The organism is Haploplasma axanthum (assembly GCF_900660745.1).
Lineage (GTDB): Bacteria > Bacillota_I > Bacilli_A > Acholeplasmatales > Acholeplasmataceae > Haploplasma > Haploplasma axanthum.
Genome location: NZ_LR215048.1, coordinates 1,352,732 through 1,378,488, shown reverse-complemented (window position 1 = coordinate 1,378,488; position 25,757 = coordinate 1,352,732). Strand labels below are relative to the sequence as shown.

Below are 25,757 nucleotides of genomic sequence, written 5' to 3'. Positions count from 1 at the left end.
AAATAGATTTTAATACCAAGCCTTGAAGATAGGGATTACACCTAATTTCAAGGCTTTTTTTATTTTATATGTAGTAAAAACCGGCAATTTAAAGGTCGTCTTGCCATTAACCTTTGAGGAGGTATGAATATATGAATAATGATGACCTAAATAATCAAATACTAAAACTAAGAAATAAAGGATATGGATATAAGAGGATTGCTAAAGAACTATCCATATCAGTTAGTGCTGCCAGATATGTATGTTTAAAAAATGATGAGAAATCAAAAACAACACACTGTAAGAATTGTTCTTTGTCTATTATTTCAATTGAGGGTAAAAGGAAAAAAGTTTTCTGTTCTGACAAGTGTCGCTATAATTGGTGGAACAAAAACCAAAATAAAGTCAATAAGAAGGCTTATTATACTCATCAGTGTAAAAACTGTAATAAAGAGTTTGTAGCATATGGTAATAAGAAAAGAATTTACTGTAGTCAGGAATGTTACATAAAGTCAAAAATAAGTAAAGTTGGTGCCAATAATGAAGCGAAGTGACTTAGAGATGTATTATCTGTCGATGGCACCAATTCAAAAGATGTTAAATGACGGCGTAATTAGTAAAAACGACTACTTAAAATCAGAATCATTTATAGCAGGAAAATATTGTATCAAGACAGGTAATCTTTACCGCTTAAATGACTTGACTAATTTGAGTAAATAAGTGATTAATAGAGTACGCTCAAGGAGGTGGAAGTTATGAAAAAAATAACAAAAATTGAAACGATAAAAGAAATGCCAAAAAGGCTGCGAGTTGCTGCTTATGCCAGAGTATCAAGTGGTAAAGATGCAATGCTTAACTCATTAGCCTCACAAGTGAACCACTACAAAAACTATATTAAAAGTAAACCTGAGTGGGAATTTGTAGGAGTGTATACGGACGAGGCAGTTACTGGAACAAAAGAGTTGAGAGATGAGTTCCAGCTAATGTTGAGTGATTGTAAAGCGGGTAAGATTGATATGATTATTACAAAATCAATATCAAGATTTGCAAGAAACACAATGACACTATTAAAAACAGTGAGAGACTTAAAAGCAATCAATGTTAACATTTTCTTTGAAGAACAAAACATACATACTTTAAGTGGTGAAGGTGAAATGATCTTAACGTTCTTAGCGACTTTTGCACAAGAAGAGTCAAGAAGTATATCCGAAAATATGAAATGGCGAATTAAGAAAGATTTTGAAAAAGGACTTATATGGGGTAGTACATCAATGTTTGGTTATAAACTTGAAAATAAAAAATATCATATTGTTCCAGAAGAAGCTGAAATAGTTAGATTTATATATAGCCTATATTTAGAAGGTTATGGAGACAGAATGATTAGAACTATACTTGATGAAAAAGGAATAAAACCATACAGAACAAAAACTTGGGGTGTAACAACAATCACAAAAATATTAGCAAACTATAATTATACTGGTGATTTAATCCTTCAAAAAACCTTTATTGATAATCATTTGACTAAAAAGTTAAAGCATAATAAAGGTGAACTTGATAAATACATTGTAAGTAATTCCCACGAACCAATTATAAGCAAAGAAATATTTATGGAAGCTCAGGCAATAAGGAAAAGCAAAGCTCTGAAATTTGCCAAAAGTTCAAGTTATAATAATGAATTTAAAGGGTATATCAGATGTGGGAAATGTGGAAAAACGCATACATATAGGAGGGGACCTTATAACATTTATTGGATTTGTTCGACATTTAGAGATAAAGGTAAAAGCTACTGTGATAATCAACAAGTGCCTGATGACAAGATTAAAGAAGCCGCAATTCATCTGTTAAACATGAACAAGTTTAGTATGCCGATTTTTAAACATTTAGTTCAGCAAGTAGTAGCACAGCCAAACAATATACTTCGTTTTGAATTAAATGATGGAAGTGTCAAAGAATACGAATGGGCTCATAAACCACGAAGTGAAGGATGGACTGATGACATGAAAGAACAAGCAAGACAACACACGTTAAAAAGATATGGAGGAGGGAGCGCGAAATGACAAAAGTAACAGTAATTCCATCAACAATTGATCCATTAACACAAATGCCAGTGAACAACAAAGAAAAATTAAAAGTTGCTGCATATGCCAGAGTATCAACAAGTTCTGATGAACAATACACTAGTTATGAAGCGCAAGTCAATTATTATAAAGAGTATATTCAAGGTAGACTTGATTGGGAGTTTGTAACTGTGTATGCTGACGAAGGTATAACTGGAACAAGCACTAAGAGGAGAGTCGGCTTTAATAAAATGATTAAAGATGCGCTAGATGGAAAGATAAACTTAATTATTACTAAATCGATATCAAGATTTGCCCGTAACACATTAGATACTATTTCATATGTTAGAAAGCTAAAAGAAAAAGGTGTCGAGGTTTTCTTTGAAAAGGAAAATTTGTGGACACTTGATTCTAAAAGTGAACTAATACTTACAATAATGGCATCAATCGCACAAGAAGAATCAAGATCAATTAGTCAGAACGTTCAATGGGGGAAGCGTGTGGCATTTCAATCAGGTAAAGTATCATTTGCGTATAGTAATTTTCTGGGATATAAAAAAGTAGATGACAAAATAGTTGTTGTTGAAGAAGAAGCAGAGATTGTAAGAGAAATATATAAAAGCTTTTTAGTTTATGGGAAAACTCCAACAGGTATAGCTAAGGAATTAAAAGAAAGAGGAATAAAAACTCCTTCAAAGAAATCAACTAACTGGACCAAAAATAATATCACTTCAATACTTCAAAATGAAAAATACAAAGGTGATGCTCTCCTTCAAAAAACATTTACTGATAACTTTTTAGAGCAAACCATAATAAAAAATACTGGACAGATACCACAGTATTATGTGGAAAACAGCCATCCAGCTATTATTGATAAAGATATGTGGGAGTTAGTGCAAATTGAAATTAAAAGAAGAGATAACCTTGGAGCTAAGTATTCATCATCTGATATATTTGCATCAAAATTGATATGCAGTGATTGTGGAGGTTTCTATGGTAAAAAGAAATGGCATTCAAATACCAAATATGAAAGGTTTGTTTATCAATGTAATAATAAGTTTGATAAAGACAAATGCATATGTAGGACTCCACATTTAACTGAAGATGATATTAAATTAAAGTTTATAGAAGCGTATAATATAACAATGAAAGATAAAAAAAGAATTATTAATGATTTAAATGAAGTAATTGAATTAGTAGCTAATACTAAAGATTTAGAAACAGAAATTGAAAAAGTTAGTGAAGAGATAGCAGTAGTTGTGGAACTTGCAACAAAAGCAATTAAAGATAACTCAAAAACAACTGATAATTCAAATGAATTTGAAAAAAAGTATAAAACGTTAGAAACAAGACACGAAAAATTAAAAACAAAACTTGAGGAACTATTAAGTGAAAGATTTAAAAAAGAATCATTAGAAATTAAAATGAGAGCATTCTTAAAAGCACTACGTAAATCTGAAAGTGACATTGATAAATGGGATGAGCGAATATGGATGTTGATGGTTGAATCAGGAACAGTGAATCGTAACAAGAATATAACATTTAAATTTAATAACGGGTTAAAATTTAAGGCTAAAGAATAAAGTTCTAAGGCCTTTTTAGATGCTTTTATGTTATAACACAGAAAACGAAACTTAAGAAAGAGAACTATAAAATGTCTGACATAAATATGCAAAAAAAGATAGAATTACTCTCTCAAAAAGTATCAGAGTACTTTAACATAGAACAAATACCAATATCATTTGATGATACTATTTTAGATGACAGTAGATTAAATATAAAACCTAAATTTAGTATTGTAATAAACAGAAAATTTAAAAATGATTATTTTGAATGTGCTAAAGCTATAACACACGAATATAGACATTTATTTCAAATTGTATACTCATACTATTCACGAAACAACTATCATAGAAAAGGAATACGTTGATACTCATCATGTAGAAAATTTTGTAGAGAACTTTGCGAAAGTCTACTATTCATGGGAGCAATCCGATAAGTCCATTGATAATCGAATGGAAAGTCTAAAAGGCTATCTGACAGATGAACTTCAAGCTCTCAATGTTGATACAGTACGCAAAGATATTCCTGTATCGTCTTCTGTAAGAGGATTTCAGATATGGACGGTAGAGCCAACTGGCGACAATGAGTTTAATGTAACCTACAGTGTAGACCAGCTCATTACAGAGGGAGAAAATACAAAGACCGTCCACTCTGCTTATATAGTGAGTGTCTATGTAGATGGTTCTGGAAATATGGTACTGGTTAAGAATCCGACCATTACCAACATACCTAAGAAATCAAGTTATAAACCAAAAGCCATTGAAAGTGAGGGGACGGTTGATTCCATTACAACCAATGAAATCAATGAGTTTTTAACGACGTTCTTCAAGCTCTATCCTACAGCGACAGCCAGTGAACTTTCCTACTATGTGAATGACGGGATATTAAAACCAATCGGAAAAGAGTACATCTTTCAAGAACTGGTAAATCCTATTCACAATCGTAAGGATAATCAAGTCACGGTATCGCTGACAGTGGAGTATATCGACCAGCAGACCAAAGCAACGCAGGTATCTCAATTTGATTTGGTACTTGAAAAGAACGGGAGTAATTGGAAGATTATAGAATAACAAATATTGGTACATTATTACAGCTATTTTGTAATCACGTACTCTCTTTGATAAAAAATTGGAGATTCCTTTACAAATATGCTCTTACGTGCTATTATTTAAGTATCTATTTAAAAGGAGTTAATAAATATGCGGCAAGGTATTCTTAAATAAACTGTCAATTTGATAGTGGGAACAAATAATTGGATGTCCTTTTTTAGGAGGGCTTAGTTTTTTGTACCCAGTTTAAGAATACCTTTATCATGTGATTCTAAAGTATCCGGAGAATATCTGTATGCTTTGTATGCCTATGGTTATGCATAAAAATCCCAGTGATAAGAGTATTTATCACTGGGATTTTTATGCCCTTTTGGGCTTTTGAATGGAGGAAAATCACATGAAAATTATTAATATTGGAGTTTTAGCTCATGTTGATGCGGGAAAAACTACCTTAACAGAAAGCTTATTATATAACAGTGGAGCGATTACAGAATTAGGAAGCGTGGACAGAGGTACAACGAAAACGGATAATACGCTTTTAGAACGTCAGAGAGGAATTACAATTCAGACGGCGATAACCTCTTTTCAGTGGAAAAATACTAAGATGAACATCATAGACACGCCAGGACATATGGATTTTTTAGCAGAAGTATATCGTTCATTATCAGTATTAGATGGGGCAATTCTACTGATTTCTGCAAAAGATGGCGTACAAGCACAAACTCGTATATTGTTTCATGCACTTAGGAAAATAGGTATTCCCACAATCTTTTTTATCAATAAGATTGACCAAAATGGAATTGATTTATCAACGGTTTATCAGGATATTAAAGAGAAACTTTCTGCGGAAATTGTAATCAAACAGAAGGTAGAACTGCATCCTAATATGCGTGTAATGAACTTTACCGAATCTGAACAATGGGATATGGTAATAGAAGGAAATGATTACCTTTTGGAGAAATATACGTCTGGGAAATTATTGGAAGCATTAGAACTCGAACAAGAGGAAAGCATAAGATTTCATAATTGTTCCCTGTTCCCTGTTTATCACGGAAGTGCAAAAAACAATATAGGGATTGATAACCTTATAGAAGTGATTACGAATAAATTTTATTCATCAACACATCGAGGTCAGTCTGAACTTTGCGGAAAAGTTTTCAAAATTGAGTATTCGGAAAAAAGACAGCGTCTTGCATATATACGTCTTTATAGTGGCGTACTGCATTTGCGAGATTCGGTTAGAATATCGGAAAAGGAAAAAATAAAAATTACAGAAATGTATACTTCAATAAATGGTGAATTATGTAAAATCGATAAGGCTTATTCCGGGGAAATTGTTATTTTGCAGAATGAGTTTTTGAAGTTAAATAGTGTTCTTGGAGATACAAAGCTATTGCCACAGAGAGAGAGAATTGAAAATCCCCTCCCTCTGCTGCAAACGACTGTTGAACCGAGCAAACCTCAACAAAGGGAAATGTTACTTGATGCACTTTTAGAAATCTCCGACAGTGACCCGCTTCTGCGATATTATGTGGATTCTGCGACACATGAAATCATACTTTCTTTCTTAGGGAAAGTACAAATGGAAGTGACTTGTGCTCTGCTGCAAGAAAAGTATCATGTGGAGATAGAAATAAAAGAGCCTACAGTCATTTATATGGAAAGACCGTTAAAAAAAGCAGAGTATACCATTCACATCGAAGTTCCACCGAATCCTTTCTGGGCTTCCATTGGTCTATCTGTAGCACAGCTTCCATTAGGGAGCGGAGTACAGTATGAGAGCTCGGTTTCTCTTGGATACTTAAATCAATCGTTTCAAAATGCAGTTATGGAGGGGATACGCTATGGCTGTGAACAAGGATTGTATGGTTGGAATGTGACGGACTGTAAAATCTGTTTTAAGTATGGCTTATACTATAGCCCTGTTAGTACCCCAGCAGATTTTCGGATGCTTGCTCCTATTGTATTGGAACAAGTCTTAAAAAAAGCTGGAACAGAATTGTTAGAGCCATATCTTAGTTTTAAAATTTATGCGCCACAGGAATATCTTTCACGAGCATACAACGATGCTCCTAAATATTGTGCGAACATCGTAGACACTCAATTGAAAAATAATGAGGTCATTCTTAGTGGAGAAATCCCTGCTCGGTGTATTCAAGAATATCGTAGTGATTTAACTTTCTTTACAAATGGACGTAGTGTTTGTTTAACAGAGTTAAAAGGGTACCATGTTACTACCGGTGAACCTGTTTGCCAGCCCCGTCGTCCAAATAGTCGGATAGATAAAGTACGATATATGTTCAATAAAATAACTTAGTGTATTTTATGTTGTTATATAAATATGGTTTCTTGTTAAATAAGATGAAATATTTTTTAATAAAGATTTGAATTAAAGTGTAAAGGAGGAGATAGTTATTATAAACTACAAGTGGATATTGTGTCCTGTATGTGGAAATAAAACACGATTAAAGATAAGGGAAGATACTGAATTAAAAAAATTCCCCCTCTATTGTCCGAAATGCAGACAAGAAAATTTAATTGAAATAAAGCAGTTCAAAGTAACTGTGATTACAGAGCCAGACGCAAAGACGCAGAGCCGATAAAATGAGATTAATACAATCTCATTTTATCGGCTCTTTCCGTTATGTATGGATTCTTTTAATTAGTCTTCGATGTTTCTTGCTTCGTTGATACCGCTGGCTAAAGATTCCATTAAGGATAGTTCTTTGTCTGTAAAGCTATCCATGTATTTCTCTATCTGTAATCGTCGGGTGCTTTTTACCAAGTTATTAGCAGGTAAGAAAAATTCATCAACGGAAACATGAAGTAACGATACAAGGTCATAAAGAACTTGTATGCTGGGGTGTTGCCCTTTATTTTCAATATTAGTTAAGTACCGTGGGTCAATTTCAATCAATGCTCCCACTTGTTCACGAGTTAAACCTCGTTTCAATCGAGCTTCTTTAATGGCTAAACCAAAGGCTCTAAAATCATATTTATCTTCTTTTTTACGCATAGTAGACCACCTCTATACATTTTATTGTTCCTACTGAATTAAAAACAGGTATAGAAAAACGTGTTATATGGTTTATAGGTTTATATTTAATAAAAAGCACTACTAAACGCCAATAAAAAAAACCGTTATATGGTAGTGCTATTTACGCTGTTAAAATATTGTATATTACTTCCAAATGGCGGTTTGTTGGAGGTCAACGTCGCCATGAAGTACATCATATACAATAAATTTCCTTACATTGGGTTCTTGTCAAAAAAAGTCGTCTATCTGCAATAGATAAGTACGTCCACCAATGTGGTTTTATAAATCATATAGATAGAATAACAGAAGCATGTAAACAGAGAAATAAATCTGTTTATATGCTTTTTTGGCTATTCAGAACTTTTTTACAAAGTTTATTTATCAGTAATGCAACAAATCCCCCTTTCACATTGGGACTAAGAGTGAAAGGAGATAAACGAGCAAGGCTCACTTCCTTTCCTAGACAGAAAGGGGGTGAGAAACATGAAACCATCTTCTTTTCAGACCACAATAGAAAATCAGTTTGACTATATCTGTAAACGTGCTATGGAAGACGAGCGAAAGAATTATATGCTTTATCTTTCAAGGATTGCAAAGCGTGAGGTGTCCTTTTCGGATGTTGGCGATTATCTTGTTAGCCAGTTTGCGACAACAGATAACTATTCAACTGACTTTCAGATTTTTACACTCAATGGGTTATCAGTAGGCGTTGAAAATGATTTGTTGAGTGAAGCATTACGTGAGTTGCCAGACAAGAAACGTGAAATTCTACTGCTGTTTTACTTTATGGACATGAGCGATTCAGAAATTGCAGACCTGTTGAAATTGAACCGTTCTACTGTCTATCGGCATAGAACCAGTGGACTAGCCTTAATTAAAAAGTTTATTATAAATGGTTAAATAAGAGTACCCAATAGTGTGCAAATAAGAATCCCCAATTCTTAACACTAAGAGGTACTCTTTTTTGTTAGAATAGTTATTAACGAAAGGTTGATGATATTATGACAAAAATAATACTAGAACAAATAACAAGCATTAAAGACTTACTACTATTTAGTAGTGCATACAAGGAGGGATTAATAAAATTGAATATTAGTAAACTAGCTAAAGAATTAAAGAAAGATAGAAAAACAATTAAGAAATATTTAAATGGAGAAGTTCCAAAGGAAACTAGAAAGAGAGTTAAATATTTAGATGAGCATAGAGAATATATCTTAGAAGTCTTGACTGATAAATATCAGAGCTTTGATTATATTGATCACTTGTTTAAATATTTAAAAAGAGAAAAAAATATAGCATGCTCAAGAACTAGCTTAAATAGATATATAAGAAATGATACCCTTTTAAATAAACTATTTAAAAGAAAAAAAGATATGAGTTTTACAGAAAGATTTGAAACAAATCCGGGAGTACAAGCGCAGTTTGATATGAAGGAGAAAGTGAGGCTTATTGATAAAAACAATACTGAAACAGTTATAACAATACCAACATTAACATTATCATGGTCTAGATATAATGTAAGAAAACTAATATTAGATACTAAAACAGAAAACTTGTTAGAGTTTTTAGCTTTAAGCTTTGAAGAAATAGGTGGAGTACCACATGAACTCGTAATTGATAACTTAAAACAATTTGTAGAAAAACCAAGATATAAAGATAATGAAGCAATCTTTACCAATAAATTAATAGAGTTCGCTAAGGACTACAATATTAAGATTAAACCATGTATGCCATATAGACCACAAACTAAAGGAAAAACAGAAACACAAAATAAAATAGTTGATCAGCTAAAAAACTATAATGGTAAGTATAAGGATATCTATGAAATGCATGAAAAACTAGAAATAATTCATAAGGAAGATAATGATAATATCAGTCAAGCTACTAAACTACCAAGAAGGTTTCTATTAGAAAAAGAAAAAGGTGACTTAAGCCCACTCCCTAGAAAAGAAATCAGACAAAAGTATCACCTTAGTTTAAAAGAGGTTCATGTAACAAATGAATCACTAATATCCTATAAATCTAATAAATACTCTGTCCCTAGAAAATTTATTGGTTTAAAAGTAGGATTAACAGTTATCAAAGGAAATGAACTCCATATTTATTATAAAGGAAAAATCATAACAATCCACAAAATAACGGATAAATTATTAAATATTAAAGATGAACATGATTTAAAATACGAAAAAGAAATAAAAACAAAAGAAAGAACAACTATTATAAACAATGAGATGAGGAATATAAAATATGATTAACGAAGTACTTAATCAATTAACATATCTAAAACTTAAAAGTGCATATACATATTTAAAAGAACTGCATATTAATGATGAGATAACAAATACTGATTTAAAAGGAATTCATAAGATATTGAATAAAGAGGTTTTAGCTAAGGAAGAAAATAATAAATTATACAATGTTAAAGTAGCAGGTTTCCCGTTTCTTCGAACTATTGATGAATATGATTTTAGTTTTCAACCAGGTGTTAATGAAGAAAAAATAAGAGGAATCATTGAATCAACCTTCTATGAAGAAGCAATTAATATATGCTTAATTGGTAACCCTGGTGTTGGTAAAACACATTTAGCTATATCAATAGCGTACTCAGTCGCTATAAGACGTAATAGTGTATATTTTATTAAGTTTAACAAACTAATAACAATCCTTAAAAACGCTTATAATGATGGAACATTTAATCGAAGACTAGGTCACTTCTTTAAATACAAACTACTTATCATTGATGAAGTGGGATTTAATGAAATAACACCTTTGGAAGCAAAGTTATTCTTTCAATTAATTGATTTACGATATACAAAAAGATCAACAATATTTACATCTAATATGACTTTTGATAAGTGGCCTCAAATATTAGGTAATGATGAAATGATAACAAAAGCTATATTAGATAGAATTATTCATCAGTCTTATTTGTTTAATATTATTGGTCCTTCTTATAGACTTAAAGATAAACTTGAACTGAATCAAACTGAGGAATCTTAAATGCACACTTTTGTCCATTCTTATATTGACATTTATATTTATGGAGGAATTTGAAGAATGAAAACACAATATCCTATGATTCCCTTTCCTCTCATTGTAAAGGCAACAGATGGCGATACCGAAGCGATTAACCAGATTCTACATCATTACAGAGGGTACATAACGAAGCGTTCCCTACGACTTATGAAAGATGAATATGGCAATCAAAGTATGGTCGTTGATGAAGTCTTACGTGGAAGAATGGAAACCAGACTGATTACAAAGATTTTGTCATTTGAAATTAAGTAATATCCTCTCTCCTTTCGTGGAAGCGTGCTAAACCATTCCACGCTTCCCGAACAGGGAGGTTTGTTATTCCACCAAAGCATATTGAGCTTTCAATGTGTTTTGATAGGCTAACGAGCCATTGTTCTTTGAAAACTGAATAAAAGTAATCGAATACGTTTCGATAAGAAAAGAGCCAACGGAACTAACCGCCATGACCTATCTTATAAAGATAGCGAGCGATTCATGTTAGTGATCCGAGAAGCAATCTTTAGCAGGATTGCCTGCAACGACATTCTTATCGTGATAATGATACTCCCATACAGTCAATAGTCCGAGCGTGATAAAACCGTCGCAGGCAATGAGTATGGCTACATGAGAACCATGCAGGGGTGGAACTCCCGTGAGCTTTGCTAAAGCTGTTCGATTGCTGGTAAAACAACTTTTATGAAATCCAAATAAGTGATTTGGAAAGGAGGATTTTATGAAGCAGACTGACATTCCTATTTGGGAACGTTATACCCTAACCATTGAAGAAGCGTCAAAATATTTTCGTATTGGCGAAAACAAGCTACGACGCTTGGCAGAGGAAAATAAAAATGCAAATTGGCTGATTATGAATGGCAATCGTATTCAGATTAAACGAAAACAATTTGAAAAAATTATAGATACATTGGACGCAATCTAGCGTCGCCAAAGGGTCTTGTATATGATAAAATAGTATTAAGTCGTATCAAGGCTCTTTCCATAAAGGAAAGGAGCAAATGCCATGTCAGAAAAAAGACGTGACAATAAAGGTCGAATCTTAAAGACTGGAGAGAGCCAACGAAAAGACGGAAGATACTTATACAAATATATAGATTCATTTGGAGAACCGCAATTTGTTTACTCGTGGAAACTTGTGGCTACAGACCGAGTACCAGCAGGAAAGCGTGATTGTATCTCACTTAGAGAGAAAATCGCAGAGTTACAGAAAGACATTCATGATGGTATTGATGTTGTAGGAAAGAAAATGACACTCTGCCAGCTTTACGCAAAACAGAACGCTCAAAGACCAAAGGTTAGAAAAAACACTGAAACTGGACGCAAATATCTTATGGATATTTTGAAGAAAGACAAGTTAGGTGTAAGAAGTATTGACAGTATTAAGCCATCAGACGCTAAAGAATGGGCTATTAGAATGAGTGAAAATGGTTATGCTTATCAAACCATCAATAACTACAAACGTTCTTTAAAGGCTTCATTCTATATTGCTATACAAGATGATTGTGTTCGGAAGAATCCATTTGACTTTCAACTGAAAGCAGTTCTTGATGATGATACTGTCCCTAAGACCGTACTAACAGAAGAACAGGAAGAAAAACTGTTAGCCTTTGCAAAAGCTGATAAAACCTACAGCAAAAATTATGATGAAATTCTGATACTCTTAAAAACAGGTCTTCGTATTTCAGAGTTTGGTGGTTTGACACTTCCAGATTTAGATTTTGAGAATCGTCTTGTCAATATAGACCATCAGCTATTGAGAGATACTGAAATTGGGTACTACATTGAAACACCAAAGACCAAAAGTGGCGAACGTCAAGTTCCTATGGTTGAAGAAGCCTATCAAGCATTTAAGCGAGTGTTAGCGAATCGAAAGAATGATAAGCGTGTTGAGATTGATGGATATAGTGATTTCCTCTTTCTTAATAGAAAGAACTATCCAAAAGTGGCAAGTGATTACAACGGCATGATGAAAGGTCTTGTTAAGAAATACAATAAGTATAACGAGGATAAATTGCCACACATCACTCCACATAGTTTGCGACATACATTCTGTACCAACTATGCAAATGCAGGAATGAATCCAAAGGCATTACAGTACATTATGGGACATGCTAATATAGCCATGACGCTGAACTATTACGCACATGCAACATTCGATTCTGCAATGGCAGAAATGAAACGCTTGAATAAAGAGAAGCAACAGGAGCGTCTTGTTGCTTAGTAGTACAAATGAATTTACTACTTATTTACCACTTCTGACAGCTAAGACATGAGGAAATATGCAAAGAAACGTGAAGTATCTTCCTACAGTAAAAATACTCGAAAGCACATAGAATAAGGCTTTACGAGCATTTAAGAAAATATAAAAAGATAATTAGAAATTTATACTTTGTTTAAAGATAAAAATATTATTAATTCAAATATGAAAGGGAATAAGTATGAGATTATACAAAGAGTATTTATCAGATGAGATTATAAATTACTATTATTCATTAGCTTTAAATTATAAAAAACTAACATATGAAGATGTGGTAAGACTTGACCTTGAATTAGAAGACATAGAAACTTTAGAAACCAATTTAAAACATAAGAAACTTAATCAACAAATTGTTTATGGTATGAAAGTAAAGACGTGGTTTATAAATGTCAATATAAGAATGGACAAAAGTGTGCATTTAAGATTCCTCAGTTTGATTCAGTTCAAGTTTATCTTTAAGTCTATAAGAAGGACCAATAATATTAAACAAATAAGACTGATGAATAATTCTATCTAATATAGCTTTTGTTATCATTTCATCATTACCTAATATTTGAGGCCACTTATCAAAAGTCATATTAGATGTAAATATTGTTGATCTTTTTGTATATCGTAAATCAATTAATTGAAAGAATAACTTTGCTTCCAAAGGTGTTATTTCATTAAATCCCACTTCATCAATGATAAGTAGTTTGTATTTAAAGAAGTGACCTAGTCTTCGATTAAATGTTCCATCATTATAAGCGTTTTTAAGGATTGTTATTAGTTTGTTAAACTTAATAAAATATACACTATTACGTCTTATAGCGACTGAGTACGCTATTGATATAGCTAAATGTGTTTTACCAACACCAGGGTTACCAATTAAGCATATATTAATTGCTTCTTCATAGAAGGTTGATTCAATGATTCCTCTTATTTTTTCTTCATTAACACCTGGTTGAAAACTAAAATCATATTCATCAATAGTTCGAAGAAACGGGAAACCTGCTACTTTAACATTGTATAATTTATTATTTTCTTCCTTAGCTAAAACCTCTTTATTCAATATCTTATGAATTCCTTTTAAATCAGTATTTGTTATCTCATCATTAATATGCAGTTCTTTTAAATATGTATATGCACTTTTAAGTTTTAGATATGTTAATTGATTAAGTACTTCGTTAATCATATTTTATATTCCTCATCTCATTGTTTATAATAGTTGTTCTTTCTTTTGTTTTTATTTCTTTTTCGTATTTTAAATCATGTTCATCTTTAATATTTAATAATTTATCCGTTATTTTGTGGATTGTTATGATTTTTCCTTTATAATAAATATGGAGTTCATTTCCTTTGATAACTGTTAATCCTACTTTTAAACCAATAAATTTTCTAGGGACAGAGTATTTATTAGATTTATAGGATATTAGTGATTCATTTGTTACATGAACCTCTTTTAAACTAAGGTGATACTTTTGTCTGATTTCTTTTCTAGGGAGTGGGCTTAAGTCACCTTTTTCTTTTTCTAATAGAAACCTTCTTGGTAGTTTAGTAGCTTGACTGATATTATCATTATCTTCCTTATGAATTATTTCTAGTTTTTCATGCATTTCATAGATATCCTTATACTTACCATTATAGTTTTTTAGTTGGTCAACTATTTTATTTTGTGTTTCTGTTTTTCCTTTAGTTTGTGGTCTATATGGCATACATGGTTTAATCTTAATATTGTAATCCTTAGCGAACTCTACTAGTTTATTGGTAATGATTGCTTCATTATCTTTATATCTTGGTTTTTCTACGAATTGTTTTAAGTTATCAATAACGAGTTCATGTGGTACCCCACCTATTTCTTCAAAGCTTAAAGCTAAAAACTCTAATAAGTTTTCTGTTTTAGTATCTAATATTAGTTTTCTTACATTATACCTAGACCATGATAATGTTAATGTTGGTATTGTTATAACTGTTTCATTATTGTTTTTATCAATAAGTTTTACTTTCTCCTTCATATCAAACTGTGCTTGTATCCCTGGATTTGTTTCAAATCTTTCTGTAAAACTCATATCCTTTTTTCTTTTAAATAGTTTATTTAACTCATTATCATTTCTAATATATCTATTTAAACTTGTTCTTGAGCAAGTTATATTTTTTTCTCTTTTTAGATATTTAAACAAGTGATCAATGTAGTCGAAACTCTGATATTTATCAGTTAAGACTTCTAGTATATATTTTCTATGTTCATCTAAATATTTAACTCTCTTTCTAGTTTCCTTTGGAACTTCACCGTTTAAGTATTTCTTAATTGTTTTTCTATCTTTATTTAACTCTTTTGATAGTTTGCTAATATTCAATTTTATTAAGCCCTCCTTGTATGCTCTACTAAATAGTAGTAAATCTTTTATATTTGTTATTTGTTCTAGTATTATTTTTGTCATAATATCATCAACCTTTCGTTAATAACTATTCTAACAAAAAAGAGTACCTCTTAGTGTTAAGAATTGGGGATTCTTATTTGCACACTATTGGGTACTCTTATTTAACCATTTATATGGTTATCTGAGTCAAATGATAGTAAGTATTGGCTTAGAAAAATTAAAGAAGAAATTCTGAAATTAAATGAATATTTATCTGAGAACGAAGAGTTTGTTAATCTACCTAAGAATAAAACGTTAAAGGAAGATTTAACAAATAAATACTTAATTTGGTATAAATTTGAAGATATAATTAAAAAAAGTGAAAATGATAAGTTGTTTGTGGAAAACACTCTAACGAGAATGTGGGCATATGATAATGCAAGATTAAATTGTAAATCTGCATATCGTAAATTGAAAAAAATGATTGAAAAGAAAAACTTAGAAAAATCAAAATTAAGCAAGTAAAATAAAGTTATGCAAAAAAAAACGATATAGAGTGCTTGAAAAGTATAAATGACAGCAAATTGATCTCTTATCTTAAAAAAAATCAGATTAAGTCAAGACATTACTTTTTCAGAAATGGAGTCTATTCATTACGTATTAAAGAGGATATTGATAATCAGAACATTGATGATTGGAATGCATCAACACCAATCTTTATCCAGTTGGAGATGCCTGAAGAGCACAATCTACCTGACATATTTATGTTTTGTTTTTACTGGATTGAAGTTGGATATGTAACCATGAAAGATAGAACAATGACTCTTAGAGTGTACGAAAAGGATCTGATCCATATGATCGATATTGGTGTTGCTATAGATTTAATCATTGAGTCAATAAAAAACACAACTAATTGATATTGACAGCCTTGTTAAGCCATAATTTAGGGGTGCGTAAAAAACACAGGGGTGCGTAAAATAACACAAGGGTGCGTAAAACTGCAGTAAGGGTGCGCAAATGTATCGATATAGATATCATTACACAAAAGTCAAAAACGCTCACCTTAAATGTATGGTCTCTGTATGGTATAATTTAAATAATCATTAAAATATATTGAAGATTTTTATATATAAAGAAGGAGAATTTTTAATGCGCTATAAATTTGTGGTGTTGCTGATGCTCATTATTTTGCTAGCTGGTTGCAATAAAATTGAATCAAATATTGAATTTGAATCATCTCTGTTTTCTGATCAAATAATTGTTGATGAAGTAAAGGAAAGTGATGCAATGCTTTCTTTTAGAGTCTTCGAAGAAAACGAAATGATAGTTCAAGAAGTATTGATTTGGAAGAATTTAACAAGAAGAGAAGTTAGGATCGACCTTATAAAGATTTTAGAAAGATTAGACGAAAAAAATGATAAGGTTATTCACATAAATTTAAATCAATTTGTTAATGAAAACTCGAGTGATATAGGAGATTGGCATGAATCAGATACTTCAAAAATGATCATTGAATTCATTTTCCCTTCAGAGTTTAAAATATCGAGTGAGACTTTATATCGAAATATCATGCACATGATTATTAGACTTGAAACTCTTCCTGAGCATGGTGATACTGAAGTTATCGCAATAAGTACAATAACAAATATTTCTATAAGTAGTCATGACTTTCCTAAAGATACCTTCCATTTTGTATATGAGTAGTTAGGTTTAGAAAAGTTATATGAACGACTTGTTTTTTAACGGTGCGTAAAATTACTTAAGGGTGCTAAAAATTATGTTAAGGGTGCTAAAAAAAAACATGGGGTGCTAATTTGTATCAAAATAGGTAGTATTACACAACGGAGATAATGAGATTTGAACTCTAACATTAAGCATCATATTCTAGGGGGTGCGTAACTTTTTAGCAGGGGTGCGTAAAAAAACACAGGGGTGCGTAGATTTTGATAGGGGTGCGTAATTGTATCAATATAGTTCTACAAACCCATATTGAAAGCATAGGTTTGATACAATTAGGTATCGAACCTTTTTTATATCGTAATAGAGCTATTTTAAGATGTGAAAGGAATCTGTGTCACCATGTACTGTGGTGGTTTTTTTTGTTATATATAAATAGTTAAAAAGTTGCGTCACTGGTAAATTTGATAAATAATTGGGAAATTAGAACTATGTTAGTTTAAAAATGAAAAAATTTTCTAAAATATGATAGATTATAATAGGTTAAAATGATAAAATATGATTATAAATGTTCAAGAATGCAAAGAAAGCCAACTATTAGATGAAAGTCAAGTATTTAATAAAAAATAGTTGAATTGATATAGTGACATGCTAAAAAAGATGTCTATGAAACATCAGAATTTAGATCTTTGATAATTAAATACGGTTAATGAGAAACAGTATAAACACTATTGTTCTTTAAAATAGAACGAATGACTCTAAGTAACTTTTTAGTAACGTGACCAATAATCGTTAAATAATGCTTACCTTGAGATTTTTTCTTTAGAAAATAAGCATTAAAAATAGGGTCATGCATAACAGTTATTTTTGCAGCTTGAAATATAGCCCATCTAAGGATGGATGAGCCACGCTTAGAGATTTTAAAACTGCCTTCATACTTACCAGATTGATAAACAGAAGGGTCAAGACCAGCGAAAGCTAGTAAGGCATCATCAGACTTGAAACGATTAATATCACCAATCTCAGCTAAAATAATGGCACCAGTTTGAATACCAATACCAGGAATCGTTAGAAGTGTTGTTTTAGATTGGTTGAGATGATGTTCTAGTAAATCATTAATTTGACTTACTTGAAGTTCAATACTTTTAATTGTTTGAACAGATTGTTTAATTGATAGTGAAAGAGATTCGCTATCAATGCCAATAGATGCTTTAACAAATTCCTTAATCACTTCAGCCTTAGTTAGACCATGTCTACCTTTTGAAGATTTCTTTAGAAGTTCAGTTAAAGTGTTAGTTCTAACACGTTTTAACTCGGATAGAGAAGCGTAAGACTCTAAAAGAGTTAATGAAGCGTTAGAAAGAGTATTCTTAAAGATTTTATGGTACTCAGGGAAAGCTTGATCAATATAAGCTTTAAGTTGATTGGAAGTCTTATTTAATTGTTTTTTTAAAGATTTTCTTTGTCTAACTAATATTTTTAGTTCATCAATATGGTATGATGATAATGTATAGGGTTTGAAATCATTTTGATTTCTAATAAGAAACATACAAATGGCCTTGGCATCAATAGAATCAGTCTTCGTTTTACGAACTGAAGAAGCCTTACGGTCCATATTGGTTAATAATGGATTAATGAACATAACATTGTATCCCTCGAGGATTAAAAAGTGTAGAATATTTCTACTATAATGTCCAGTTGATTCAAGCCCTATACGCACATTAGAATCTTTGAAGAACTCTTTAGCCAATGAAATTTCGCTAAGGAGTTTTTTATATCCTAATCGTGAATTTTCAATGGTAAAATGTTTATTAAAAACTTCACCTAAATGATTGGTGATAACGATGTCATGTTTAATTGAGGCGACATCAATACCTACTAAAATCATAATAAAACCTGCCTTTCTATGATTGATATACAAGCTTAGTACTGTGGGCTTTAATGAATGTAACCTAATAGGAAATGACCAGTCAAATGCTGTATCCAACTCATAACCATATTTAATTAAAGTCACAGCTATATCCTTTCTCAACCAGTCATAGATGCTGTAAGGAGTTAAGAAAACTAGTCTGTGATATCATCATAATTTAATTATAATATAGTCCGCTTTATAAAATCTTAAAAGAAGGAGATCTAATGTATATATGAGGACTACATATATATATTAGGAGTAAACAATATGGAGTTTAAAGATAAACTTATCTTTGCTCGTGCTAAATTAGATCTAAGTCAATCTGAATTAGCCAGAGAACTAAATGTTTCATTACCAACTATTTCCAGATGGGAAAATGGGAAAGTGAATCCAACTAAAAAAGCAACATTTGTTTTTTTGCAGTTTTGTAAGAAAAATAATATAGAAATCGAGGAAGAATAAAGTTCTCGGAAAGATATAAGAACATTATCGACAGATATAATGCAGGTGGATCAGAAAACGAACATTATTATGAACAATTGTTACAATTAATGGAAGATTTAAAGAAAGAACAACAAAGGCCATCACTTGAAGGACTTAGTGAAGAAGAACTTGAGATATATGATCTTCTAATTAAGGATAAAAAACTAACTCAAAGTGAAGATCAAAAAGTAAAATTAGCTTCAAAAAACCTGTTAATCAAGCTTGTTCAAGATAAAGAGGATTTATTAGTTGTTGATTGGTATAAGGATGAAAGAACAACTTCTAAGGTAAGGACGGCTATTGTTGATTCATTGGATTCAGATCTTCCGGAGTCTTATGATAAGCAGTTTTTTAATATCAAAACGGATTATATTTTATCCTTATTTATTGATAAGGCTGTGCAAGGAATGGCAATTGTTAATTAGTAGAAATGTTAAATGAGATTTTTGTACCAAAATATATGAATTACGACCCAGCTCTTAATTGAGTTGAGTCGTTTTTTTGTATATTTTTTATATAACCCGAATGAACTGGAACAAACACTAAGAGGAGAGTCAGCTTTAATAAAATGATTAAAGATGCGCTAGATGGAAAGATAAACTTAATTATTACTAAATCGATATCAAGATTTGCCCGTAACACATTAGATACTATTTCATATGTTAGGGAGCTAAAAGAAAAAGGTGTCGAGGTTTTCTTTGAAAAGGAAAATTTGTGGACGCTTGATTCTAAAAGTGAACTAATACTTACAATAATGGCATCAATCGCACAAGAAGAATCAAGATCGATTAGTCAGAACGTTCAATGGGGAAAACGTGTGGCATTTCAATCAGGTAAAGTATCATTTGCGTATAGTAATTTTCTGGGATATAAAAAAGTAGATGACAAAATAGTTGTTGTTGAAAAAGAAGCAGAAATAGTTAAAAAAATATATAGTGATTTTTTAGTTAAAGGTAAAACACCTACTGGTATCGCAAAAGAACTAAAGCGTCTTGAAATCAAAACACCATCCGGTAAAAATAATAATTGGACCACAAATAATATCATTTCAATATTAACTAATGAAAAATACAAGGGCGATGCCTTACTTCAAAAGACATTTACTGAGAACTACTTAGATCAAACCATAGTAAAAATACAGGACAAGTTCCACAGTATTATGTGGAAAATAGTCATCCAGCAATCATAGAACGTGATATGTGGGAACTCGTACAAGTTGAAATGAAAAGAAGAGATAATCTTGGCGCTAAGTATTCAGCCACAGATATCTTCTCATCAAAGCTGGTATGTTCAGATTGTGGTGGTTTCTATGGGAAAAAGAAATGGCACTCAAATACCGCTTATGAAAGGTTTGTTTATCAATATAACAGCAAGTTCCAAAAAGGTAAATGTAGATGTCAAACCCCACATTTAACAGAAGCTGAAATTAAAGAAAAGTTTATTGAAGCCTATAACTTAACAATAGAAGATAAGGAAAGAATCACTAATGATTTAAAAGAAGTGATTAATTTATTAACTGATACTACAGAACTTGAAAAAGGAATAGAGCAAATAAATGCAGAACTATCTGTGGTTGTTGAACTTGCTGCAAAAACAATAAAAGAAAACTCCAAATCAAACGAAGATAGTATAGATTATGAAAATAAATATCAAAGCCTAGTGAACGGCATGAAGCACTAACCACTGATCTGAACAAACTATTAAAAGAAAAGACCGATAAAGAAAATAAAGCAACTCGAATGAAATCCTTCTTATCTGTATTAAATAAATCTGAAGATATGCTTAATAGTTGGAATGAACGTATATGGATGTTAATGGTGGAAAAGGCAATCGTTCAAAGAGATAAGAACATTAAGTTTATTTTCTATGGCAATCCAATTTAGAGTAAAAACAAATAATTTCTTGTTAATAGGGGTCAAAAATGCTATAATTCAAGTAAAGAATTATGGCTTTTTTATTAGAGGATTTGTATATCAAAAAAATATAAAATAAATGATTTGGAAAATAAACGAGGTGATTTTATGGGGGCTTGGTTAATAGAGTTAATTTCTAACTTAATAGATATTACTGGTAACCCGATAGCTGACACGGTTATTTTTGCTATTATAGGTTTAATTAGCGGGTCAATAGCATTTGGATTAACAGGTTTTATTTCAAACACAACCAGATCATATAACTCTAAATCTATGAGTGACCTCCATTGGGGTATTAGAGTTATTTTATTTTTTGTATTGACCTATGTCATTGCTAAAATAGTAGAATTTATCAAAGGGATTTTTACACCACCAGCACTATATTATTCAATAGGTATCATTATTCTTATTGTAGCAGCTTTTATTTTATTAAAGGTATTTAAGAAGCCGGTTAATAAAGAAATCAATAAACTTGTTGATGACAAACCTGAATACGATAAAAATGAAAGAAATATTACAGAAAATGTAATAAAAAGAGATTTAAGAAAATGCCCTTATTGTGGAGGGTTACTTGTGGAGAGACAAGGTCCATATGGCAATTTTTTAGGATGTTCAAACTTCCCTAATTGCAAATATACACGAAACGAATAGTAAAGGAGTAAGCAGTTTATGAGCTGGGATTATAATGTAACAACAAAACCATGTCCTTGTGGTAAAGGATTAGTAAAAGAAACATATGGGTCAAATGATTGGAATCAGACGTCTTATCACAGAGAAATGTTGTGTCAAGAATGCCTTGAAAAAGAAAATAAAGAAAAAGTATTAAAAGAAGAAAGGTATAATATTGCAATAAAAAAAACTGAAAAAGCAGTTTCTTACTTTAGAGAAAAGTATTTTAATGAATTTAAAGACAGATTTGCAAAGGCTAATAACAAAAAAACGATATGGACAATTGCTTGTGAGCTTGGAGCAGAGTATTCGAGTTTAAGCAAGTTTTATAATTACTTTAAATCAAAAGATGAATATATTGAAAATCTTATAAGCTGGAGTAACTTAAAGAAGGTTATTAAAAATATGGGTATTAATGATGTAGTACTTAATAATTTATATGAAGATGCATACATCCATAAGAAACCATTTGATGATGAATTTAACGACCGAGCTTATAGAAATGCCAAAGGAAAATAGAGAGAACCCCATTACTAAGCCATCAATTCAGGGGTGCGTAAAATTTCACAAGGGTGCGTAGATTTTGATAGGGGTGCGTAATTGTATCAATATAGTTCTACAAACCCAATCAAATAAAATTAAAAGATTAAACATCAATTTCTAGACTAAGTATGTTAGGGACCTATGAAAGATGTTTTTTTTATATATTTTGAATTTTGTAGTAGGTTATTTAGTATGTATATTTTTACTTTTAAAATAATCTTTAATTGCTTGAAAGTAAATAATTTGATAAACTATAAGAGTAGTATAAGTACTTTTAATAGTTATACAAAAAAACTGAATTTAAGAATGTTTATGATAACAAATGAATATAATAATCTATATAAATTGATATGATCTTGTGAAAGAAATATAAATATATAATATTGGAGGTGGAATAATGAAGGGGTTAACTTCAAAAGAAGTCTTAGAAAGAATAAATGAGAATAAAGTTAATATTGTAAAGAATGAAAACTCCAAGACACTTTTTGATATATTTTTTGGTAATATTTTTACTTTTTTTAATATTTTAACATTTGGGATTGCAATATGGCTTTGGATTATTGGAGCGTATATGCAAACATTGTTTTTAGGGGTTATAATAATTAATATGAGCATTGGGATTTTTCAAGAAATAAAAGCTAAAAAAACGCTTGAATCTTTAAAAATACTAACAAAAGAAAAAGCCGTGGTAGTTAGAGATAATAAAGAAGTAGAAATAGATCAAAGTGAAATAGTTTTAGATGATTTGATATATTATAATATTGGAAAGCAAATTGCTGTTGATGGCGTGTTAGTCGATGGGAATATTGCATGTGATGAGTCACTATTAACTGGTGAAGCCGATCGAATCTATAAAAATATTGGCGATAGAGTTCTTGCTGGAAGCTTTGTTACACAAGGTAGTGGTTATATAAAAGTTACAAATTTAGGTCAAGAAACATATGTTAATAAATTAACTAATGAAGCAAAGAAATATCAAAAACCTAAATCAGAAATATTTAATAGTTTGAAACTTATTATGAGAGTTATTGGGATTATTATAATTCCGTTAGGTTGCTTGTTATTATTACTCTCATTAAGAACAAATAGTATATATGATGCATCAATTCAAACAGCAGCAGCATTAATTGGTATGATTCCATCGGGTTTATTTTTATTAACAACTACTGCACTTGCAGTTAGTGTAGTAAAACTTGCAAAACAAAAAACGTTAGTTCAAGAGTTATATTGTATAGAAATGTTAGCAAGAGTAGATTTAATTTGTCTTGATAAGACAGGAACTTTAACTGATGGTGAAATAAGTTTGAAAAATGCTGAATTCATAAGTGATGAAGCAGTAGATTTACTAGCATTTTATTTAAAAAAATCTAGTGATGATTCAAGAATGATTAAAATTTTAAAGAAAAAATATAGTAAAACAAAAAAAGAATACAAAGTAATTAAAGAAATACCTTTTTCAAGTGAAAACAAATATAGTCAATTGATTCTTGATAATAAAATTCTATCACTTGGTGCACCAGATAGAGTTTTAAAGGATAAGTACGATGACTATAAACAAAAGATAGAAGAGTATATTGATCAAGGTTACAGAGTTATTCTTTTTGCAGAAGACTACAAGCCATTAGCATATATTTTATTTGAAGATAATATTAGAAAAACAGCATCAGAAACAATTAACTATTTTCAAACAAATGAAGTTGAAGTGAAAATAATAACTGGGGATTTTCCAAAAACAGCTTCATTAATTGGTTTAAAAGTGGGAATAAAAGATGCTAATAAGTATATTGATATTTCTAATTTAAGTGATGATGAATTAGTTCAAGTTGCTGATAAATATACAGTTTTTGGAAGATCAAACCCAAATCAAAAACAAGTACTAATTAAAGCATTTAAAAATCAAGGACATAAGGTTGCTATGACAGGTGATGGAGTTAATGATATATTAGCTTTAAAAGAAGCTGATACCTCAATAGCAATGGCTTCTGGTAGTGAAGCTGCTAGAAATGTTAGTCACTTAGTTTTACTTGATAATGATTTTAGTCATATGCCTGATATTGTTTTTGAAGGACGAAGAGTGATTAATAATATTGAAAAAGTTGCTTCTTTGTTTTTAACTAAAACTGGTTTTTCAATATTATTATCAATTTTTACTCTATTCTTATTCAAGAAGTATCCTTTTATACCGTTACAGTTATCCGTAATTAGTTTTTTTGCTATTGGAACACCATCATTTATATTAGCATTTAGACCAAACAAAAATCGGATTAAAGGAAATTTTTTAAAGAATATTTTGAAAAGAGCAATACCAGCATCATTTCTGATTTTATTTGCTCATATTTTAATATTTATTTTAAGTAAAAAAGGAATTATCTCAAATGATACAATGGCAAGTGTTGGTTATTATGTTACAGCACTTATTCTAATAGATGTATTAATTAATGTATCTAAGCCATATACTAAATTTAGCATTAGTTTAATTATAACAATGATTTCAGGAGTTTTATTATCGCCAATTTTGATAACAAAATCAATAGAAATATTGCCTATTTATAGGTTAGAATTGAATGCATTTTTAGTAATTTTTGGAGGATTTGTTGTATATCCAATATATATATTTATATTGAGATGGATTGTTGCATCTCTAAACAATAAAAAAAGCGATTAATTCGCTTTTTTTTGTTATTTATACTGAATAACGATGTGCAATTGAACTTGCAGCAGCAGCAGCGATAGCACCAACAATATCATCTAAAAAAGTATTACATTTATTAGTTGTTTTACCATCACTATCAAGCTTACCGATTATTCCGGGTTTTGTTTTATCTACAAAACCAAAATTTGTAAAACCAATTGATCCATAAACATTAACAATTGATAATGCAAGGATTTCATCAATTCCAAATAAACCATAATCACCGAGTAACATACTTAGAAGTGGTTCAGATAGTTTACCTTCTTCAGCTAGAATATCAAGTTCTAATCCTGTTAAAACAGCATGTTGAACTTCACGTTTCATAACAACTCTTTCAACATGATTTAAACATAAATCCATTGTTATATCTTTAACATATTGTTTTTGTAAGTCAAATGTTATTTCAGCAATATCAGATAATTCAACACCTCTTTGACTTAAACGTTCTTTAACAATTTCGTACTTGGTAACATCGTTTAATCTATTATCCATTGGTACATAATTTCCTTCGTTTTTTTTCATATTTTTTTTCCTTTCGTAATAATTATTTTAAAAACAGA

The 25,757-nt window shown here is 30.7% G+C and carries 28 protein-coding genes and 3 pseudogenes; 25 read left to right on the top strand and 6 right to left on the bottom strand.

The window, feature by feature from the left end:
* The first annotated feature begins 131 nt into the window (after window positions 1–131).
* The 9 genes and pseudogenes from EXC62_RS06465 (at window position 132) to EXC62_RS06435 (ending at window position 7,251) form a co-directional block, all read left to right on the top strand.
* Window positions 132–533 carry a type I phosphoribosyltransferase gene (locus EXC62_RS06465; RefSeq protein WP_162140062.1) on the top strand — a complete coding sequence of 134 codons (402 nt, stop codon included), beginning with the start codon at window positions 132–134 and terminating at the stop codon, window positions 531–533.
* Window positions 520–699: an SHOCT domain-containing protein gene (locus EXC62_RS08880; protein WP_162140061.1), complete on the top strand. Its 180-nt coding sequence runs from the start codon at window positions 520–522 to the stop codon at window positions 697–699. Before EXC62_RS06465 ends, EXC62_RS08880 begins: the two co-directional genes overlap by 14 nt.
* Window positions 700–734: 35 nt before the next feature.
* Window positions 735–2,036 (top strand): recombinase family protein, encoded by a 1,302-nt coding sequence (locus EXC62_RS06460; protein WP_162140060.1) that lies wholly within the window; start codon window positions 735–737, stop codon window positions 2,034–2,036.
* Complete coding sequence (locus EXC62_RS06455) at window positions 2,033–3,619, top strand: recombinase family protein (protein WP_026389859.1); 1,587 nt, start codon at window positions 2,033–2,035, stop codon at window positions 3,617–3,619. The genes EXC62_RS06460 and EXC62_RS06455 overlap by 4 nt, the downstream gene beginning before the upstream one ends.
* Window positions 3,620–3,690: 71 nt before the next feature.
* Window positions 3,691–3,966: a hypothetical protein gene (locus EXC62_RS08875; RefSeq protein WP_162140059.1), complete on the top strand. Its 276-nt coding sequence runs from the start codon at window positions 3,691–3,693 to the stop codon at window positions 3,964–3,966.
* Window positions 3,920–4,669: pseudogene (locus EXC62_RS06450) on the top strand (conjugal transfer protein); the annotation flags it as partial. The gene EXC62_RS08875 and the pseudogene EXC62_RS06450, both read left to right, overlap by 47 nt.
* A 313-nt stretch (window positions 4,670–4,982) precedes the next feature.
* A pseudogene (locus tag EXC62_RS09175) lies at window positions 4,983–5,030 on the top strand (tetracycline resistance determinant leader peptide); the annotation flags it as partial.
* 15 nt (window positions 5,031–5,045) lie between these two features.
* Window positions 5,046–6,965: a tetracycline resistance ribosomal protection protein Tet(M) gene (tet(M), locus tag EXC62_RS06440; RefSeq protein WP_026389858.1), complete on the top strand. Its 1,920-nt coding sequence runs from the start codon at window positions 5,046–5,048 to the stop codon at window positions 6,963–6,965.
* A gap of 118 nt (window positions 6,966–7,083) precedes the next feature.
* Window positions 7,084–7,251: a cysteine-rich KTR domain-containing protein gene (locus tag EXC62_RS06435; RefSeq protein WP_000336323.1), complete on the top strand. Its 168-nt coding sequence runs from the start codon at window positions 7,084–7,086 to the stop codon at window positions 7,249–7,251.
* A 59-nt stretch (window positions 7,252–7,310) separates the two neighbouring features.
* On the opposite strand, the gene EXC62_RS06430 is transcribed toward EXC62_RS06435, so the two are convergent.
* Entirely contained in the window at window positions 7,311–7,664 is a 354-nt protein-coding gene (locus tag EXC62_RS06430; RefSeq protein ID WP_001227347.1) for a helix-turn-helix transcriptional regulator, read from the bottom strand.
* A gap of 504 nt (window positions 7,665–8,168) precedes the next feature.
* On the opposite strand from EXC62_RS06430, the gene EXC62_RS06420 reads away from it, so the two are divergent.
* The 4 genes from EXC62_RS06420 to EXC62_RS06405 all read left to right on the top strand — a co-directional run bounded on the left by EXC62_RS06420 (window position 8,169) and on the right by EXC62_RS06405 (window position 10,973).
* Window positions 8,169–8,585, top strand: a complete 417-nt coding sequence (locus EXC62_RS06420; RefSeq protein WP_026389857.1) for a sigma-70 family RNA polymerase sigma factor — start codon at window positions 8,169–8,171, stop codon at window positions 8,583–8,585.
* A 101-nt stretch (window positions 8,586–8,686) separates the two neighbouring features.
* Window positions 8,687–9,940, top strand: a complete 1,254-nt coding sequence (istA, locus tag EXC62_RS06415; RefSeq protein WP_129747540.1) for an IS21 family transposase — start codon at window positions 8,687–8,689, stop codon at window positions 9,938–9,940.
* A complete protein-coding gene (istB, locus tag EXC62_RS06410; protein WP_129747446.1) occupies window positions 9,933–10,685 on the top strand; it encodes an IS21-like element helper ATPase IstB in 753 nt (250 codons plus the stop codon). The genes istA (EXC62_RS06415) and istB (EXC62_RS06410) overlap by 8 nt, the downstream gene beginning before the upstream one ends.
* A gap of 57 nt (window positions 10,686–10,742) precedes the next feature.
* The gene (locus EXC62_RS06405) at window positions 10,743–10,973 is read left to right on the top strand and encodes a helix-turn-helix domain-containing protein (RefSeq protein ID WP_000857133.1); all 231 of its coding nucleotides are present in this window, start codon (window positions 10,743–10,745) and stop codon (window positions 10,971–10,973) included.
* Between the two features lie 225 nt (window positions 10,974–11,198).
* Here EXC62_RS06405 and EXC62_RS09135 read toward each other — a convergent pair whose 3' ends face one another.
* Window positions 11,199–11,450 (bottom strand): hypothetical protein, encoded by a 252-nt coding sequence (locus EXC62_RS09135; RefSeq protein ID WP_001845478.1) that lies wholly within the window; start codon window positions 11,448–11,450, stop codon window positions 11,199–11,201.
* Here EXC62_RS09135 and EXC62_RS06395 point away from each other — a divergent pair.
* Together EXC62_RS06395 and EXC62_RS06390 are read left to right on the top strand one after the other, a co-directional pair.
* Window positions 11,434–11,637: an excisionase gene (locus EXC62_RS06395; protein WP_000814511.1), complete on the top strand. Its 204-nt coding sequence runs from the start codon at window positions 11,434–11,436 to the stop codon at window positions 11,635–11,637. The two genes, EXC62_RS09135 and EXC62_RS06395, sit on opposite strands and share 17 nt — an antisense overlap.
* Window positions 11,638–11,718: 81 nt before the next feature.
* Complete coding sequence (locus tag EXC62_RS06390; protein ID WP_001291561.1) at window positions 11,719–12,936, top strand: tyrosine-type recombinase/integrase; 1,218 nt, start codon at window positions 11,719–11,721, stop codon at window positions 12,934–12,936.
* Between the two features lie 454 nt (window positions 12,937–13,390).
* Here the strand turns inward: EXC62_RS06390 and istB (EXC62_RS06385) are convergent, their stop codons facing one another.
* Both istB (EXC62_RS06385) and istA (EXC62_RS06380) read right to left on the bottom strand, forming a co-directional pair.
* Entirely contained in the window at window positions 13,391–14,143 is a 753-nt protein-coding gene (gene istB, locus EXC62_RS06385; RefSeq protein WP_129747446.1) for an IS21-like element helper ATPase IstB, read from the bottom strand.
* Complete coding sequence (istA, locus tag EXC62_RS06380; protein ID WP_129747490.1) at window positions 14,136–15,389, bottom strand: IS21 family transposase; 1,254 nt, start codon at window positions 15,387–15,389, stop codon at window positions 14,136–14,138. The genes istB (EXC62_RS06385) and istA (EXC62_RS06380) overlap by 8 nt, the downstream gene beginning before the upstream one ends.
* Before the next feature lie 503 nt (window positions 15,390–15,892).
* Between istA (EXC62_RS06380) and EXC62_RS08870 the strand changes: the two genes are divergently transcribed.
* Together EXC62_RS08870 and EXC62_RS06375 are read left to right on the top strand one after the other, a co-directional pair.
* Window positions 15,893–16,225, top strand: coding sequence for a hypothetical protein (locus EXC62_RS08870; RefSeq protein ID WP_162140307.1), 333 nt, complete (start codon window positions 15,893–15,895; stop codon window positions 16,223–16,225).
* A 232-nt stretch (window positions 16,226–16,457) separates the two neighbouring features.
* Window positions 16,458–17,012, top strand: coding sequence for a hypothetical protein (locus tag EXC62_RS06375; protein WP_026391048.1), 555 nt, complete (start codon window positions 16,458–16,460; stop codon window positions 17,010–17,012).
* Between the two features lie 679 nt (window positions 17,013–17,691).
* Here EXC62_RS06375 and EXC62_RS06370 read toward each other — a convergent pair.
* Window positions 17,692–18,999, bottom strand: a complete 1,308-nt coding sequence (locus tag EXC62_RS06370) for an IS110 family RNA-guided transposase (RefSeq protein ID WP_129747538.1) — start codon at window positions 18,997–18,999, stop codon at window positions 17,692–17,694.
* Window positions 19,000–19,164: 165 nt separating this feature from the next.
* On the opposite strand from EXC62_RS06370, the gene EXC62_RS06365 reads away from it, so the two are divergent.
* The 8 genes and pseudogenes from EXC62_RS06365 (at window position 19,165) to EXC62_RS06335 (ending at window position 25,170) form a co-directional block, all read left to right on the top strand.
* Window positions 19,165–19,359, top strand: coding sequence for a helix-turn-helix transcriptional regulator (locus EXC62_RS06365; protein WP_129747536.1), 195 nt, complete (start codon window positions 19,165–19,167; stop codon window positions 19,357–19,359).
* Window positions 19,356–19,805 (top strand): type I restriction enzyme endonuclease domain-containing protein, encoded by a 450-nt coding sequence (locus EXC62_RS06360; RefSeq protein WP_129747534.1) that lies wholly within the window; start codon window positions 19,356–19,358, stop codon window positions 19,803–19,805. Before EXC62_RS06365 ends, EXC62_RS06360 begins: the two co-directional genes overlap by 4 nt.
* Before the next feature lie 119 nt (window positions 19,806–19,924).
* A pseudogene (locus tag EXC62_RS09170) lies at window positions 19,925–20,470 on the top strand (recombinase family protein); the annotation flags it as partial.
* Between the two features lie 107 nt (window positions 20,471–20,577).
* Window positions 20,578–21,060, top strand: coding sequence for a zinc ribbon domain-containing protein (locus EXC62_RS06350; RefSeq protein ID WP_052590103.1), 483 nt, complete (start codon window positions 20,578–20,580; stop codon window positions 21,058–21,060).
* A 59-nt stretch (window positions 21,061–21,119) separates the two neighbouring features.
* Entirely contained in the window at window positions 21,120–21,263 is a 144-nt protein-coding gene (locus tag EXC62_RS08865) for a hypothetical protein (RefSeq protein ID WP_156907483.1), read from the top strand.
* 138 nt (window positions 21,264–21,401) lie between these two features.
* Window positions 21,402–21,944, top strand: coding sequence for a topoisomerase DNA-binding C4 zinc finger domain-containing protein (locus EXC62_RS06345; RefSeq protein WP_026391155.1), 543 nt, complete (start codon window positions 21,402–21,404; stop codon window positions 21,942–21,944).
* An 18-nt stretch (window positions 21,945–21,962) separates the two neighbouring features.
* The gene (locus EXC62_RS06340) at window positions 21,963–22,481 is read left to right on the top strand and encodes a hypothetical protein (protein ID WP_026391154.1); all 519 of its coding nucleotides are present in this window, start codon (window positions 21,963–21,965) and stop codon (window positions 22,479–22,481) included.
* 421 nt (window positions 22,482–22,902) lie between these two features.
* Entirely contained in the window at window positions 22,903–25,170 is a 2,268-nt protein-coding gene (locus EXC62_RS06335) for an HAD-IC family P-type ATPase (RefSeq protein WP_052590101.1), read from the top strand.
* An 18-nt stretch (window positions 25,171–25,188) separates the two neighbouring features.
* Here EXC62_RS06335 and EXC62_RS06330 read toward each other — a convergent pair whose 3' ends face one another.
* Window positions 25,189–25,689 (bottom strand): phosphatidylglycerophosphatase A family protein, encoded by a 501-nt coding sequence (locus tag EXC62_RS06330; protein ID WP_052590110.1) that lies wholly within the window; start codon window positions 25,687–25,689, stop codon window positions 25,189–25,191.
* Window positions 25,690–25,757 lie beyond the last annotated feature (68 nt).